Genomic DNA, 12,264 nt, shown 5'->3' with positions numbered 1-12,264 from the left:
GGGGCAACGGAGTAAATTAGCGGCTTTGCGACACGAAAAGAGACTGACTTATGGCGAACTGGCAATCCATTGACGAACTGCATGATATTTCCGCAGATTTACCTCGCTTCACAAAGGCGTTCACAGAACTTGCCACCCGTCTTGGTCTGGATATCGTGCCGCTTGCGGCGGATCACATTTCCTTGCGCTGCCACCAGAATGCCACCGCCGAGCGCTGGCGTCGCGGGTTTGAACAGTGTGGCGAGTTGCTTTCTGAGAACATCATCAATGGACGCCCCATTTGTCTGTTCAAACTGCATGAGCCGTTGAACGTGGCGCACTGGCAGTTCACCGTGGTTGAACTGCCGTGGCCGGGCGAGAAACGCTATCCGCACGAAGGCTGGGAGCATATCGAAATCGTCCTGCCGGGTGAGCCGGAAACGTTGAACGCGCGCGCCCTGGCCCTGCTGTCAGACGACGGGTTAAGCAAGCCGGGGATTGTTGTGAAGACGAGTTCACCCAAAGGCGAGCGCGAGCGTCTGCCTAACCCGACGCTGGCCGTGACGGACGGGCAGGTGACCGTGAAATTTCATCCCTGGACCATTGAGCAGATCGTTGCCAGCGAAGCCTGAGAGTTGTGATTCGTCGCTGAGACACGAAACGAGAGGCGTGCCATGATGGCGCGTTAAGCTGATTTTAAGGAGAAGCAGATGGCGCTGCTGGAGATTTGTTGTTACAGCGTGGCGTGTGCCGTAACGGCGCAACAGATGGGAGCTGACCGTATTGAGCTATGCGCCGCCCCGAAAGAAGGGGGGTTAACGCCATCATACGGCGTGTTGAAGTCTGCCCGCCAGGCCGTCACCATCCCGGTCCACCCGATTATTCGGCCTCGCGGCGGCGATTTTTGTTACACGGCGGGCGAGTTCAGTGCCATGCTTGAAGATATCGCCCTTGTTCGCGACCTGGGGTTCCCGGGGCTGGTGATCGGCCTGCTTGATGAGGATGGTCACGTCGATCTGCCGCGGATGCGTAAGGTGATGGACGCCGCGAAAGGAATGGCCGTCACGTTTCATCGTGCGTTTGATATGTGCAAAGATCCCCTGCAAGCATTTGATACGCTTGCCGAACTTGGCGTGGCGCGCGTCCTGACATCGGGACAGCAGTCTTCGGCGGAAAAAGGTCTGCAATTAATTACGGAACTAAAAGCACATTCCGGTGTTCCAATAATAATGGCGGGTGCGGGAGTCCGTGCCAGCAATCTGGAACGGTTTTTAAACGCCGGGGTGGAAGAGCTTCACAGCTCTGCGGGGAAATGGATACCTTCACCCATGCGTTATCGCAATACAGGGCTGTCAATGTCGACGGATGCTGAAGCGGATGAATATTCTCGCTACGGCGTAGAGGGAGAGTCGGTTGCGGAAATGAAGTCGCTGATTGAGCGTCATCACGTGTAGCAACGTACCGATTTTTACCGCGCATCATGTCGCCCAATATGATGCTTGCTTGTACCAGGCCCCTGCAATTTCAACAGGGGCCTTTTTTTATCCCCTCACCCCAGGGGGGAGAGGGAAAAACTACGGCTTGGTCGCAATCAACACCGCACGCATCGGTGCAGGATAGCCTTCAACGGTTTTGCTGTGGTCGGCCGGGTCGAGGAACTGCTCCAGCGATTCGGTGATCATCCAGTCGGTGCGGCGCTGCTCTTCGACAGACGTTACGCAAACATCGGCAATGCGCACATTCACAAATCCGCATTTCTCCAGCCAGTTTTTCAGCGCCAGCGCGGACGGGATGAAGTAAACGTTGCGCATCTGCGCGTAGCGATCGCCCGGCACCAGAACCGCATGCTCATCGCCTTCAATCACCAGCGTTTCCAGCACCAGCTCGCCGCCGCTGACCAGCTGGTCTTTCAGCTGCCACAGGTGTTCAAGCGGGGAACGACGATGATACAGCACGCCCATCGAGAAGACGGTATCGAACGCTTTCAGGGCAGGGAGCTGCTCTATGCCCAGCGGCAGCAGGTGCGCGCGCTGGTCGTTGCCGAGCAGTTTTCGCACCGCCTCAAACTGGCACAGGAAGAGCTGCATCGGGTCGATGCCGACCGCCAGATGGGCTCCTGCGCCAATCATGCGCCACATGTGGTAACCGCTGCCGCAGCCTACGTCCAGAATGGTGCGCCCGGTCAGGTCGGAAAGGTGCGGCAGTACGCGATCCCACTTCCAGTCTGAGCGCCACTCGGTATTGATGTTCACGCCGTACAGCGAGAACGGCCCTTTGCGCCACGGCATTAAATTACGCATCAGCGTTTCGATGCGGTTGATCTGCCCGGCAGGGAGCGGCTCTGCGCTTTCCGCCGTCACGCTGTGCAGTAAATCCAGACGATGCGGCGTCAGCTCCGGCAGATACTCCACGGCATTTGACCACTGCTTTAACAGGCCGTGCTGCTGATCGCGCTGCCAGGCGGCAATCTGCGCCGGCAAGGTCTCCAGCCAGTGGGAAAGATGGTTTTTAGCAATCAGCTGATAAAAGTTGCTGAATTCAATCATGCGGCATCCCCGGCTTTAAGCGCCACCAGAGAGCCAAAGTTAAAGCACTGGAACCACAGTTCGCTGTGCTCAAAACCGGCTTTGTGCAGGCGCGCTTTATGGGTTTCCACGGAGTCCGTCAGCATCACGTTTTCCAGCATGCTGCGCTTCTGGCTGATCTCCAGCTCGCTGTAGCCGTTCGCCCGTTTGAAATCGTGGTGCATGTTGAACAGCAGCTCGCCTACTTTGGCATCCTCAAAGCTGAATTTTTCAGAAAGCACCAGCGCGCCGCCGGGATTCAGCCCCTGGTAAATTTTGTCCAGCAGCAGCTGGCGGTCTTCAGGCACCAGGAACTGCAGGGTAAAATTCAGCACTACCATCGAGGCGTTGTTAATCTCGATCTCGCGGATATCGCCTTCCACCACGTCCACCGGAACGGGGGCTTTGTACGCGTCAATATGGCGACGGCAGCGTTCCACCATAGCCGGGGAGTTATCGACGGCAATGATTCGGCAGCCATCGTGATGAATGTTACGACGTACCGACAGCGTTGCCGCGCCGAGTGAGCAGCCCAGGTCATAGACCTGCGTACCGGGTTGAACGAAGCGCTCAGCCAGCATACCGATCATAGAGATAATATTGGAATAACCGGGAACAGAGCGCTGGATCATATCCGGGAAGACTTCGGCTACCCGTTCATCGAAGGTCCAGTCGCCCAGGCTGGCGATAGGCGCGGAAAAAAGCGTGTCGCGATCTGACATAACGTAAAAATCCGGGAAAAATAAAGTGGCGTATTGTGCGCTAATGGAGGGAGAAAACCAACTCCCACGGCATATACCACAGGTTAGCCAGCACCATCAGCAAAAGCGAACACCAGGTCGCGCTCATGCCGGAACGACGCCAGCGGAATAAACGGTGGTGAAAGCCGTAATAATGCATTAACCGGCCAGCAATAAGCATCAGGCCACAAATATGCACCATCCAGGTTTCCGCGCCATTCATCTCCATAAACAGCAGCAGGATGAGAGCAACGGGAATGTATTCCACCGCATTACCGTGAATGCGAATAGCGCTTTGCAGTTCGGAGAAACCGCCGTCGCCGTAAGAGACGCGGTACTGCATCCTGAGGCGCACAACATCAAATGAAAATTTAATCAGCAGTAACGCACCTAACACCGCATACAGCGCGCTGACCATACTAACTCCCTGTTTTTTGGCAGATGGCACTTCACTATGATAGGGGGTGATATCAGAAAAGAGAAGATTGTTGTGGGATGGAAGGGACGCTACCCACGGACGGCACCGCGGCCTGCAAGGCCTGCCACAGAGCATCGACCAGTTCGGGCGCCTGAGCAATATCCGGCGTGTGCAAAAAGAGGTACGGCGTGGTGGCTTGCTCCCAGCTCGCGAGTTTTTGCAGCCAGACGGCGAACATCGCCTGATTTTGCTGCATATTGTCGCTGCCGATGAACCTGACCATCGGGTTCTGTGCGGTCACGATGGCGTGGACCGGCACTTTCGGTTTTTTACGCTGAGCATCAACGATGGCCTCGTTATGCAGTACCGCGCTGTGCACCGGACGACTGTCGAGGATCACCCGGTTAACGGAACGATCCAGCAGGCCCCGGTTGAGCGCTTTTTCGGCTTCGCCTTTCGCAAAGAAGTCCTGATGTCGGACTTCCACGCCGTAGGTGAATTCGCGGGGCAGGGCATCCAGGAACTGCCACAGGGCGGGCAGATCGCGCGGGCCAAACGTGGCGGGAAGCTGGAGCCAGTATTGTCCAATTCGGTTCGCCAGCGGCGACATGCGCGTGAAAAATTCTTCCGTTAAGTCCCCGCAGTTGCGCAGCGCGGCCTGGTGGGAAATGGTCGCCGGAAACTTAAAGCAGAAACGGAAATCGTCCGTTGTTTGCTCCCGCCAGCGTTCGACTATCTCGGCTTTGGGCAGCGCATACAGCGTGGTGTTACCCTCGACGCAGTTAAAGTGTCGGGCATACTCTTCAAGGCTGGTAATGCCCAGGCGCACCCATTTCGGGTGCGACCACTGGGGCAGGCCCACGTACATCATAGCGCGCTTAAAATCTCATCCGTGCTGCGCACGCGTCCGATGCGCGGGAAGATATGGGTCATGCTGCCTTGATGCTGTTCCGCGGAAGCCGCGCTGCAGGCATCTTCAGCAATCACCAGATTAAAGCCCAGCTCCCAGGCGTTACGGGCTGTCGATTCCACGCCGATGTTGGTGGATATGCCGCACAGGATAATGGTGTCGATACCGCGGCGGCGAAGCTGCAGCTCAAGGTCGGTCCCGTAGAACGCGCCCCACTGGCGTTTAGTCACTTCGATATCGCTGTCGCGTTTGCCCAGCGACACCGGGTACGTCCACCAGTTTTCCGGCAGGGCATGTGCGGGCGCCTGGGCATCAACGGGCTGTTTTAACGCCTCGGCGAAATCAGCGGACCAGCCGACGCGCACCATGACCACATGGGCACCGCTGGCGCGGCACTTCTCGGCCAGGCGAGCGGTGCGGCTGACGACTTCATCCGCTGCGTGTGGGCCACCGGCGAAGGGCAGGATCCCTTCCTGTAAATCAATCACAACAAGCGCGGTTTTGCGGGCATCAAGTGTTAACATCGTCACTCCAGGTAAATTAATCACTTCCGTAACACCTTACGACGTGATGACCTGTTATCGGTCGGATAATTTTGTTAATTTTTGTGAGAATGCGCAATAAGAGTGCAGCAAACGACCGTCTGGCGGTGGTTCGCTCTTATCGTCCGGCGGAATTTCCAGTATAATAGCCGCCTTTTTTCATCCAGTTGTGACATACAGAAAGCTGCGACATAGTAGCCTGCATACCAGGCGACATTTAGCCTGCGGCTAATTAAGGGATATCTCATGCGTACAGAATATTGCGGGCAGCTGCGTCAGTCCCACGTCGGACAGCAGGTCACCCTGTGTGGTTGGGTCAACCGTCGTCGTGATCTTGGTAGCCTTATCTTCATCGATATGCGCGACCGTGAAGGTATCGTTCAGGTGTTCTTCGACCCGGATCGCGCAGATGCGCTGAAGCTGGCCTCTGAGCTGCGTAATGAGTTCTGCATTCAGGTCACCGGCACCGTGCGTGCGCGTGACGAGAAAAACGTTAACGCAGACATGGCGACGGGCGCTATCGAAGTGCTGGCGTCCGATCTGGTTATCATCAACCGTGCCGAAGCGCTGCCGCTGGACTCCAACCACGTCAACACTGAAGAAGCGCGTCTGAAATACCGCTACCTGGATCTGCGTCGTCCGGAAATGGCTCAGCGCCTGAAAACCCGTGCGAAAATCACCAGCCTGGTGCGTCGCTTTATGGATGACCACGGTTTCCTCGATATTGAAACCCCGATGCTGACCAAAGCGACGCCGGAAGGCGCGCGCGATTACCTGGTGCCATCCCGCGTCCACAAAGGCAAATTCTACGCGCTGCCGCAGTCACCGCAGCTGTTCAAACAGCTGCTGATGATGTCCGGCTTCGACCGCTATTATCAAATCGTTAAGTGCTTCCGCGACGAAGACCTGCGCGCTGACCGTCAGCCAGAATTCACCCAGATCGATGTGGAAACTTCCTTCATGACCGCCGAACAGGTGCGTGAAGTGATGGAAGCCCTGGTGCGTAGCCTGTGGAACGACGTGAAGGGTGTTGAGCTGGGCGATTTCCCGATCATGACCTTCGCCGAAGCGGAACGTCGCTACGGCTCCGACAAACCAGACCTGCGTAACCCGATGGAGCTGGTGGACGTGGCTGACCTGGTGAAATCCGTTGAGTTCGCGGTATTCGCGGGACCGGCTAACGATCCGAAAGGCCGCGTGGCTGCCCTGCGCGTACCGGGCGGCGCGGCGCTGAGCCGTAAGCAGATTGATGACTACGGCAACTTTATTAAGATCTACGGCGCGAAAGGTCTGGCCTATATTAAAGTGACCGAGCGTGCGAAAGGTCTGGAAGGGATCACCAGCCCAGTGGCGAAATTCCTGAACGCGGACATCGTGGAAGCGATCCTTGAGCGCACCGGCGCGCAGGATGGCGATATGATCTTCTTCGGCGCAGACAACAAGAAAGTCGTTGCGGATGCGATGGGCGCGCTGCGTCTGAAGCTCGGCAAAGACCTGAACCTGACCGACGAAAGCAAATGGGCGCCACTGTGGGTTATCGACTTCCCGATGTTTGAAGACGACGGTGAAGGCGGCCTTACCGCGATGCACCACCCGTTCACCTCGCCAAAAGAGATGACGGCGGCAGAGCTGAAAGCGGCGCCGGAAGAGGCAGTGGCAAACGCTTATGACATGGTTATCAACGGCTATGAAGTGGGCGGCGGCTCCGTGCGTATTCACAGCGGTGAAATGCAGCAGACTGTGTTCGGCATTCTGGGTATTAACGAGCAGGAACAGCGCGAGAAGTTTGGCTTCCTGCTGGACGCCCTGAAGTACGGCACGCCGCCGCACGCGGGTCTGGCCTTCGGTCTCGACCGTCTGACCATGCTGCTGACCGGCACCGATAACATTCGTGACGTTATCGCCTTCCCGAAAACCACTGCCGCAGCGTGTCTGATGACCGAAGCGCCAAGCTTTGCCAACCCGGCAGCGCTGGCCGAGCTTGGCATTGAAGTGGTGAAGAAGGAAGAGAAAAACTGATATGGCATATAAGCTTCCCGTTTCTGTCCTGGTGGTCATTTATGCAGAAGACACGAAACGGGTGCTGATGTTGCAGCGGCGCGACGATCCTGATTTCTGGCAGTCGGTTACCGGCAGCCTGGAAGAGGGGGAGACCGCGCCGCAGGCCGCCGCGCGTGAAGTAAAGGAAGAGGTCACCATTGACGTTGCTCATGAGCAACTGACCCTGAAGGACTGTCAGCGCACGGTGGAGTTTGAAATTTTTAGCCATTTACGTCATCGCTATGCGCCGGGCATTGAGCGCAACACGGAGTCGTGGTTCTGTCTCGCGCTCCCCCATGAGCGGGAGATCGTGTTTACCGAACACCTGAACTACCGCTGGGTGAACGCGGCGGATGCCGCCGCACTGACCAAGTCGTGGAGCAACCGGCAGGCGATTGAAGAATTTGTAATTAACGCGGCCTGAGAAGGCGCGATTTTTGGAGAACTTTTTATGGCAGGTCATAGTAAGTGGGCCAACACCAAACACCGTAAAGCGGCACAGGATGCCAAGCGCGGTAAGATCTTTACCAAAATCATTCGCGAGCTGGTGACAGCAGCGCGTCTGGGCGGCGGCGACCCGGCTTCTAACCCACGCCTGCGCGCGGCGGTAGATAAAGCGCTGTCTAACAACATGACGCGTGACACCCTGAACCGTGCTATCGCACGCGGCGTGGGCGGTGATGAAGACGCGAACATGGAAACCATCATTTATGAAGGTTACGGCCCTGGCGGTACTGCGGTGATGGTTGAATGCCTGTCTGACAACCGTAACCGTACCGTTGCGGAAGTGCGCCACGCGTTCACCAAAACCGGTGGTAACCTGGGCACTGACGGCTCCGTAGCTTACCTGTTCAGCAAAAAAGGCGTCATCTCTTTCGAGAAAGGCGACGAAGATGCGATCATGGAAGCGGCGCTGGAAGCGGGTGCGGAAGACGTGGTGACCTACGATGATGGTGCCATTGACGTCTACACCGCGTGGGAAGAGATGGGTGCCGTGCGCGATGCGCTGGAAGCGGCGGGCCTGAAAGCGGACAACGCTGAAGTCTCCATGATCCCGTCCACCAAAGCGGATATGGATGCAGAAACCGCACCGAAACTGCTGCGTCTGATCGACATGCTCGAAGACTGCGACGACGTGCAGGAAGTGTACCACAACGGTGAAATCTCTGATGAGGTTGCAGCGACTCTCTGATGAGAGCCTGTAAACCGTTTACGGGAGACGCGTGATGTCGATTATCCTCGGGATTGACCCCGGCTCGCGCGTCACCGGGTATGGCGTTATCCGTCAGGTGGGACGCCAGCTAACCTACCTCGGCAGTGGATGCATTCGCACCAAAGTGGACGATCTGCCGTCGCGCCTCAAGCTTATTTATGCGGGCGTATCGGAGATCATCACCCAGTTTCAGCCAGACTATTTTGCCATTGAGCAGGTCTTTATGGCGAAGAACGCGGATTCGGCGCTGAAGCTCGGTCAGGCGCGTGGGGTGGCCATCGTGGCTGCGGTGAACCAGGATTTGCCGGTATTCGAATACGCCGCGCGTCAGGTTAAGCAGACGGTGGTGGGCATCGGTAGCGCGGAGAAGAGCCAGGTGCAGCACATGGTGCGCACCCTGCTGAAGCTTCCCGCGAACCCGCAGGCCGACGCCGCCGATGCGCTGGCGATTGCGATTACCCACTGCCACGTCAGCCAGAACGCGATGCAAATGAGCGAGTCGCGGCTCAATCTGGCGCGAGGCAGGTTACGATAATCAGAAATCAGGCTGGATAAACATCCAGCCTTTTTTTATTATGTCGGCAGTTAATTTCTCCCAGAACGCAGGAGCGTCACGTGATAGGCAGACTCAGAGGCATCATCATTGAAAAACAACCCCCGTTAGTGCTGCTGGAAGTGGGTGGCGTGGGCTATGAAGTCCATATGCCGATGACCTGTTTCTACGAGCTGCCGGACGCGGGCAAAGAGGCGATTGTCTTTACCCAGTTTGTGGTGCGTGAAGACGCTCAGCTGCTGTACGGCTTTAACAACAAGCAGGAACGCACCCTGTTTCGCGAGCTGATTAAAACCAATGGTGTGGGGCCTAAGCTGGCGCTAGCGATTTTGTCCGGCATGTCCGCTCCGCAGTTTGTGAATGCCGTTGAGCGTGAAGATCCCGCGGCGCTGGTTAAGCTTCCGGGCATTGGTAAGAAAACCGCAGAGCGTCTGATTGTTGAGATGAAAGACCGCTTTAAAGGTCTGCACGGCGATCTGTTCACTCCGGCTGCCGATTTGGTTCTGACTGCTCCGGGTGCGCCTGCCTCTGATGATGACGCCGAGCAGGAAGCGGTTGCCGCGCTGGTGGCGCTGGGCTATAAACCTCAGGAGGCCAGCCGGATGGTGAGCAAAATTGCCAAACCGGACGCCAGCAGTGAAACTCTGATTCGTGAAGCGCTGCGCGCTGCATTGTGAGGTAAAGGATGATTGAAGCAGACCGCCTGGTATCGGCAGGCACCCTTCAGGCAGAAGACGTGGTGGATCGTGCGATCCGCCCGAAGCTGCTTGATGAGTACATCGGCCAGCCGCAGGTACGTTCCCAGATGGAGATTTTCATCCAGGCGGCAAAGCTGCGCGGCGATGCGCTCGATCACCTGCTGATTTTTGGCCCGCCGGGGTTAGGGAAAACTACCCTGGCGAATATCGTCGCCAATGAAATGGGCGTCAACCTGCGTACCACCTCCGGCCCGGTGCTGGAGAAAGCGGGCGATCTGGCGGCGATGCTGACCAACCTTGAACCGCATGACGTGCTGTTTATCGATGAGATCCACCGCCTGTCACCGGTGGTGGAGGAAGTGCTCTATCCGGCGATGGAAGATTACCAGCTGGATATCATGATCGGCGAAGGCCCTGCCGCGCGCTCCATCAAAATCGATCTGCCGCCGTTTACCCTGATTGGCGCCACGACGCGCGCCGGGTCGCTAACCTCTCCGCTGCGCGACCGCTTTGGCATCGTTCAGCGTCTGGAGTTTTATCAGGTGCCCGATCTTCAGCATATCGTGGGGCGCAGCGCGCGCTACATGGGGCTGGATATGAGCGAAGAGGGGGCATATGAAGTGGCGAAGCGTTCCCGCGGTACGCCGCGTATTGCCAACCGCCTGCTGCGCCGCGTGCGTGACTTTGCTGAAGTGAAGCACGATGGTTCGATTTCCGCCGAGATCGCCGCCCAGGCGCTGGATATGCTGAACGTCGATGCTGAAGGCTTTGACTATATGGACCGCAAACTGCTGCTGGCGGTGCTGGACAAGTTCTTTGGCGGGCCGGTCGGGCTGGATAACCTGGCGGCGGCAATTGGCGAAGAGCGTGAGACTATCGAAGATGTGCTGGAGCCGTATCTGATCCAGCAGGGCTTCTTACAGCGTACCCCACGTGGTCGTATGGCGACGGTGCGGGCGTGGAATCATTTCGGTATTACGCCACCTGCAATGCCGTGATGAATTGTTCCCTCTCCCTGTGGGAGAGGGCCAGGGTGAGGGCATCAGCGCCCTCGATGTTAATTTGCGGTCTTCTTCATCATACTGAAAACAAACAACACCGCCGCGCTCAAGACCACCGACGGTCCGGCTGGCGTGTCATAAAACGCCGAAAAGGTTAACCCGCCCGTGACGGCGATCATCCCGATAACCACCGCGATACCGGCCATTTGCTCTGGCGTACGTGCAAAACGGCGCGCCGTGGCGGCAGGGATAATCAGCAGCGACGTGATGATCAGTGCCCCGACAAACTTCATCGCCACGCCAATCGTTAACGCCGTAACCAGCATCAGTAGCAGCTTCACGCGCTGCAGCTTCACGCCGTCGACGAAGGCTAAATCCGGGCTGACGGTCATTGCCAGTAAATTCCGCCACTGCCACAGCAGAATACCCAGTACCACCACCACGCCAATGGCGATCGCGATGAGATCGTCAGGCGTTACGGCCAGCAGATCGCCGAACAGGTAGGCCATCAGGTCAACGCGGATATTTGACATCAGGCTAACAACGACCAGACCCAGCGACAGCGCGCTGTGCGCCATGATGCCAAGCAGCGTATCAATCGCGAGGTGAGGACGCTTCTCCAGCCAGACCAGACCGGCCGCCAGCAGCAGCGTGACCACAATCACCGCGTAAAAGGGATTCACATCCAGCAGCAAACCAAAGGCAACGCCCAGCAGCGACGCATGCGCCAGGGTATCACCGAAGTAAGACATTCTGCGCCACACCACAAACGAGCCGAGTGGGCCTGCGGCGCAGGCAAGCATAACCCCGGCCAGCCAGCCGGGCAGTAACAGTTCAATCATGAGTGTCCATTTCCCCGACGCAGAACGATTCGTCCCTGCAAATCATGGCGGTGATTATGATGATGGCGATAAATGCCAAGCTGTTCAGCGCCGCGAGGGCCGAACATGGAGATAAATTCCGGGTGCATTGAGACCACTTCAGGCGTGCCGGAACAGCAAATGTGATGGTTGAGACACAGCACTTCGTCGGTTTTCGCCATCACCAGATGCAGGTCATGGGAGACCATCAGCACGGCGCAGTTCAGTTCGCGGCGCAGCTGGTCGATCAAATCATAAAGCGCGACCTGACCATTGACGTCCACGCCCTGGGTTGGCTCATCCAGCACCAGCAGCTGCGGGCTGCTCAGCAGCGCACGGGCCAGCAAAACGCGCTGCGTCTCACCGCCGGACAGCTTCTGCAACGGCGCATCGATAAGGTGGCCCGCCTGCACGCGCTTCAGCGCCGGGAGAATATCGGCTTTTCGCGTGCCGGGACGCAGACGCAGAAAACGATTTACCGTCAGCGGCAGGGTGGCGTCCAGATGTAATTTTTGCGGCACATAGCCGATCCGCAATTTTTCCTCACGCGTGATTACACCTTCATCCGGTGTAACCAGACCCAGCACCACGCGCACCAGAGTGGATTTACCTGCGCCATTGGGGCCGAGCAGCGTCAGAATTTTTCCGGGCTTGAGATCCAGCGATACGTCAGAGAGGACGCGGCGCTGGCCAAAGGAGACCGAAATATTGTCGAGAGAAACCAGAGTCGTCATGTCAATTTAAGC

The 12,264-nt window shown here is 57.3% G+C and carries 15 protein-coding genes; 8 read left to right on the top strand and 7 right to left on the bottom strand.

Annotated features, from left to right (window positions below):
- Positions 1–50: 50 nt before the first annotated feature.
- On the top strand, positions 51–611 hold the full coding sequence (locus IM314_RS12700; protein ID WP_047362797.1) for a VOC family protein: 561 nt from the start codon (positions 51–53) through the stop codon (positions 609–611).
- 78 nt (positions 612–689) lie between these two features.
- On the top strand, positions 690–1,433 hold the full coding sequence (gene cutC / locus IM314_RS12695) for a copper homeostasis protein CutC (RefSeq protein WP_193358908.1): 744 nt from the start codon (positions 690–692) through the stop codon (positions 1,431–1,433).
- A gap of 120 nt (positions 1,434–1,553) precedes the next feature.
- Here cutC and cmoB read toward each other — a convergent pair whose 3' ends face one another.
- Genes cmoB through IM314_RS12670 form a run of 5 tightly spaced genes read right to left on the bottom strand, consistent with a single transcriptional unit; the run spans position 1,554 to position 5,135 of the window.
- The gene (cmoB, locus tag IM314_RS12690) at positions 1,554–2,525 is read right to left on the bottom strand and encodes a tRNA 5-methoxyuridine(34)/uridine 5-oxyacetic acid(34) synthase CmoB (RefSeq protein WP_193358909.1); all 972 of its coding nucleotides are present in this window, start codon (positions 2,523–2,525) and stop codon (positions 1,554–1,556) included.
- Positions 2,522–3,265 carry a carboxy-S-adenosyl-L-methionine synthase CmoA gene (gene cmoA, locus IM314_RS12685; protein WP_045260318.1) on the bottom strand — a complete coding sequence of 248 codons (744 nt, stop codon included), beginning with the start codon at positions 3,263–3,265 and terminating at the stop codon, positions 2,522–2,524. The genes cmoB and cmoA overlap by 4 nt, the downstream gene beginning before the upstream one ends.
- Before the next feature lie 40 nt (positions 3,266–3,305).
- A complete protein-coding gene (locus IM314_RS12680; RefSeq protein WP_028013630.1) occupies positions 3,306–3,701 on the bottom strand; it encodes an MAPEG family protein in 396 nt (131 codons plus the stop codon).
- A gap of 52 nt (positions 3,702–3,753) precedes the next feature.
- Positions 3,754–4,572 (bottom strand): DUF72 domain-containing protein, encoded by an 819-nt coding sequence (locus IM314_RS12675; protein WP_193358910.1) that lies wholly within the window; start codon positions 4,570–4,572, stop codon positions 3,754–3,756.
- Positions 4,569–5,135 (bottom strand): hydrolase, encoded by a 567-nt coding sequence (locus IM314_RS12670; RefSeq protein ID WP_047362795.1) that lies wholly within the window; start codon positions 5,133–5,135, stop codon positions 4,569–4,571. Before IM314_RS12670 ends, IM314_RS12675 begins: the two co-directional genes overlap by 4 nt.
- Before the next feature lie 264 nt (positions 5,136–5,399).
- Between IM314_RS12670 and aspS the strand changes: the two genes are divergently transcribed.
- The 6 genes from aspS (at position 5,400) to ruvB (ending at position 10,655) form a co-directional block, all read left to right on the top strand.
- Positions 5,400–7,172, top strand: coding sequence for an aspartate--tRNA ligase (aspS, locus tag IM314_RS12665; protein WP_028013627.1), 1,773 nt, complete (start codon positions 5,400–5,402; stop codon positions 7,170–7,172).
- Between the two features lies 1 nt (position 7,173).
- Positions 7,174–7,617: a dihydroneopterin triphosphate diphosphatase gene (gene nudB / locus IM314_RS12660; protein WP_059353978.1), complete on the top strand. Its 444-nt coding sequence runs from the start codon at positions 7,174–7,176 to the stop codon at positions 7,615–7,617.
- Between the two features lie 27 nt (positions 7,618–7,644).
- Positions 7,645–8,385 (top strand): YebC/PmpR family DNA-binding transcriptional regulator, encoded by a 741-nt coding sequence (locus IM314_RS12655; RefSeq protein WP_003859747.1) that lies wholly within the window; start codon positions 7,645–7,647, stop codon positions 8,383–8,385.
- A 34-nt stretch (positions 8,386–8,419) separates the two neighbouring features.
- Complete coding sequence (ruvC, locus tag IM314_RS12650) at positions 8,420–8,941, top strand: crossover junction endodeoxyribonuclease RuvC (RefSeq protein ID WP_003859749.1); 522 nt, start codon at positions 8,420–8,422, stop codon at positions 8,939–8,941.
- An 80-nt stretch (positions 8,942–9,021) separates the two neighbouring features.
- The gene (gene ruvA, locus IM314_RS12645) at positions 9,022–9,636 is read left to right on the top strand and encodes a Holliday junction branch migration protein RuvA (RefSeq protein ID WP_028013624.1); all 615 of its coding nucleotides are present in this window, start codon (positions 9,022–9,024) and stop codon (positions 9,634–9,636) included.
- 8 nt (positions 9,637–9,644) lie between these two features.
- Positions 9,645–10,655 (top strand): Holliday junction branch migration DNA helicase RuvB, encoded by a 1,011-nt coding sequence (ruvB, locus tag IM314_RS12640; RefSeq protein WP_028013623.1) that lies wholly within the window; start codon positions 9,645–9,647, stop codon positions 10,653–10,655.
- Positions 10,656–10,714: 59 nt separating this feature from the next.
- Here the strand turns inward: ruvB and znuB are convergent, their stop codons facing one another.
- Together znuB and znuC are read right to left on the bottom strand one after the other, a co-directional pair.
- Complete coding sequence (gene znuB / locus IM314_RS12635; RefSeq protein ID WP_163332584.1) at positions 10,715–11,500, bottom strand: zinc ABC transporter permease subunit ZnuB; 786 nt, start codon at positions 11,498–11,500, stop codon at positions 10,715–10,717.
- A complete protein-coding gene (gene znuC, locus IM314_RS12630; protein WP_028013621.1) occupies positions 11,497–12,252 on the bottom strand; it encodes a zinc ABC transporter ATP-binding protein ZnuC in 756 nt (251 codons plus the stop codon). The genes znuB and znuC overlap by 4 nt, the downstream gene beginning before the upstream one ends.
- Positions 12,253–12,264: the final 12 nt, after the last annotated feature.

It is taken from the genome of Enterobacter cloacae complex sp. P42RS (genome assembly GCF_014930595.1).
GTDB lineage: Bacteria > Pseudomonadota > Gammaproteobacteria > Enterobacterales > Enterobacteriaceae > Enterobacter > Enterobacter bugandensis.
The sequence above is the reverse complement of the archived record's forward strand: the minus strand, read 5'-3'. Positions and strand labels throughout refer to the sequence as shown.

Bases quoted from the DNA above. Each gene is read 5' to 3' on its own strand.
- IM314_RS12700 (WP_047362797.1), top strand. From the start codon at position 51: ATGGCGAACTGGCAATCCATTGACGAACTGCATGATATTTCCGCAGAT.
- cutC (WP_193358908.1), top strand. From the start codon at position 690: ATGGCGCTGCTGGAGATTTGTTGTTACAGCGTGGCGTGTGCCGTAACG.
- cmoB (WP_193358909.1), bottom strand. From the start codon at position 2,525: ATGATTGAATTCAGCAACTTTTATCAGCTGATTGCTAAAAACCATCTT.
- cmoA (WP_045260318.1), bottom strand. From the start codon at position 3,265: ATGTCAGATCGCGACACGCTTTTTTCCGCGCCTATCGCCAGCCTGGGC.
- IM314_RS12680 (WP_028013630.1), bottom strand. From the start codon at position 3,701: ATGGTCAGCGCGCTGTATGCGGTGTTAGGTGCGTTACTGCTGATTAAA.
- IM314_RS12675 (WP_193358910.1), bottom strand. From the start codon at position 4,572: ATGATGTACGTGGGCCTGCCCCAGTGGTCGCACCCGAAATGGGTGCGC.
- IM314_RS12670 (WP_047362795.1), bottom strand. From the start codon at position 5,135: ATGTTAACACTTGATGCCCGCAAAACCGCGCTTGTTGTGATTGATTTA.
- aspS (WP_028013627.1), top strand. From the start codon at position 5,400: ATGCGTACAGAATATTGCGGGCAGCTGCGTCAGTCCCACGTCGGACAG.
- nudB (WP_059353978.1), top strand. From the start codon at position 7,174: ATGGCATATAAGCTTCCCGTTTCTGTCCTGGTGGTCATTTATGCAGAA.
- IM314_RS12655 (WP_003859747.1), top strand. From the start codon at position 7,645: ATGGCAGGTCATAGTAAGTGGGCCAACACCAAACACCGTAAAGCGGCA.
- ruvC (WP_003859749.1), top strand. From the start codon at position 8,420: ATGTCGATTATCCTCGGGATTGACCCCGGCTCGCGCGTCACCGGGTAT.
- ruvB (WP_028013623.1), top strand. From the start codon at position 9,645: ATGATTGAAGCAGACCGCCTGGTATCGGCAGGCACCCTTCAGGCAGAA.
- znuB (WP_163332584.1), bottom strand. From the start codon at position 11,500: ATGATTGAACTGTTACTGCCCGGCTGGCTGGCCGGGGTTATGCTTGCC.
- znuC (WP_028013621.1), bottom strand. From the start codon at position 12,252: ATGACGACTCTGGTTTCTCTCGACAATATTTCGGTCTCCTTTGGCCAG.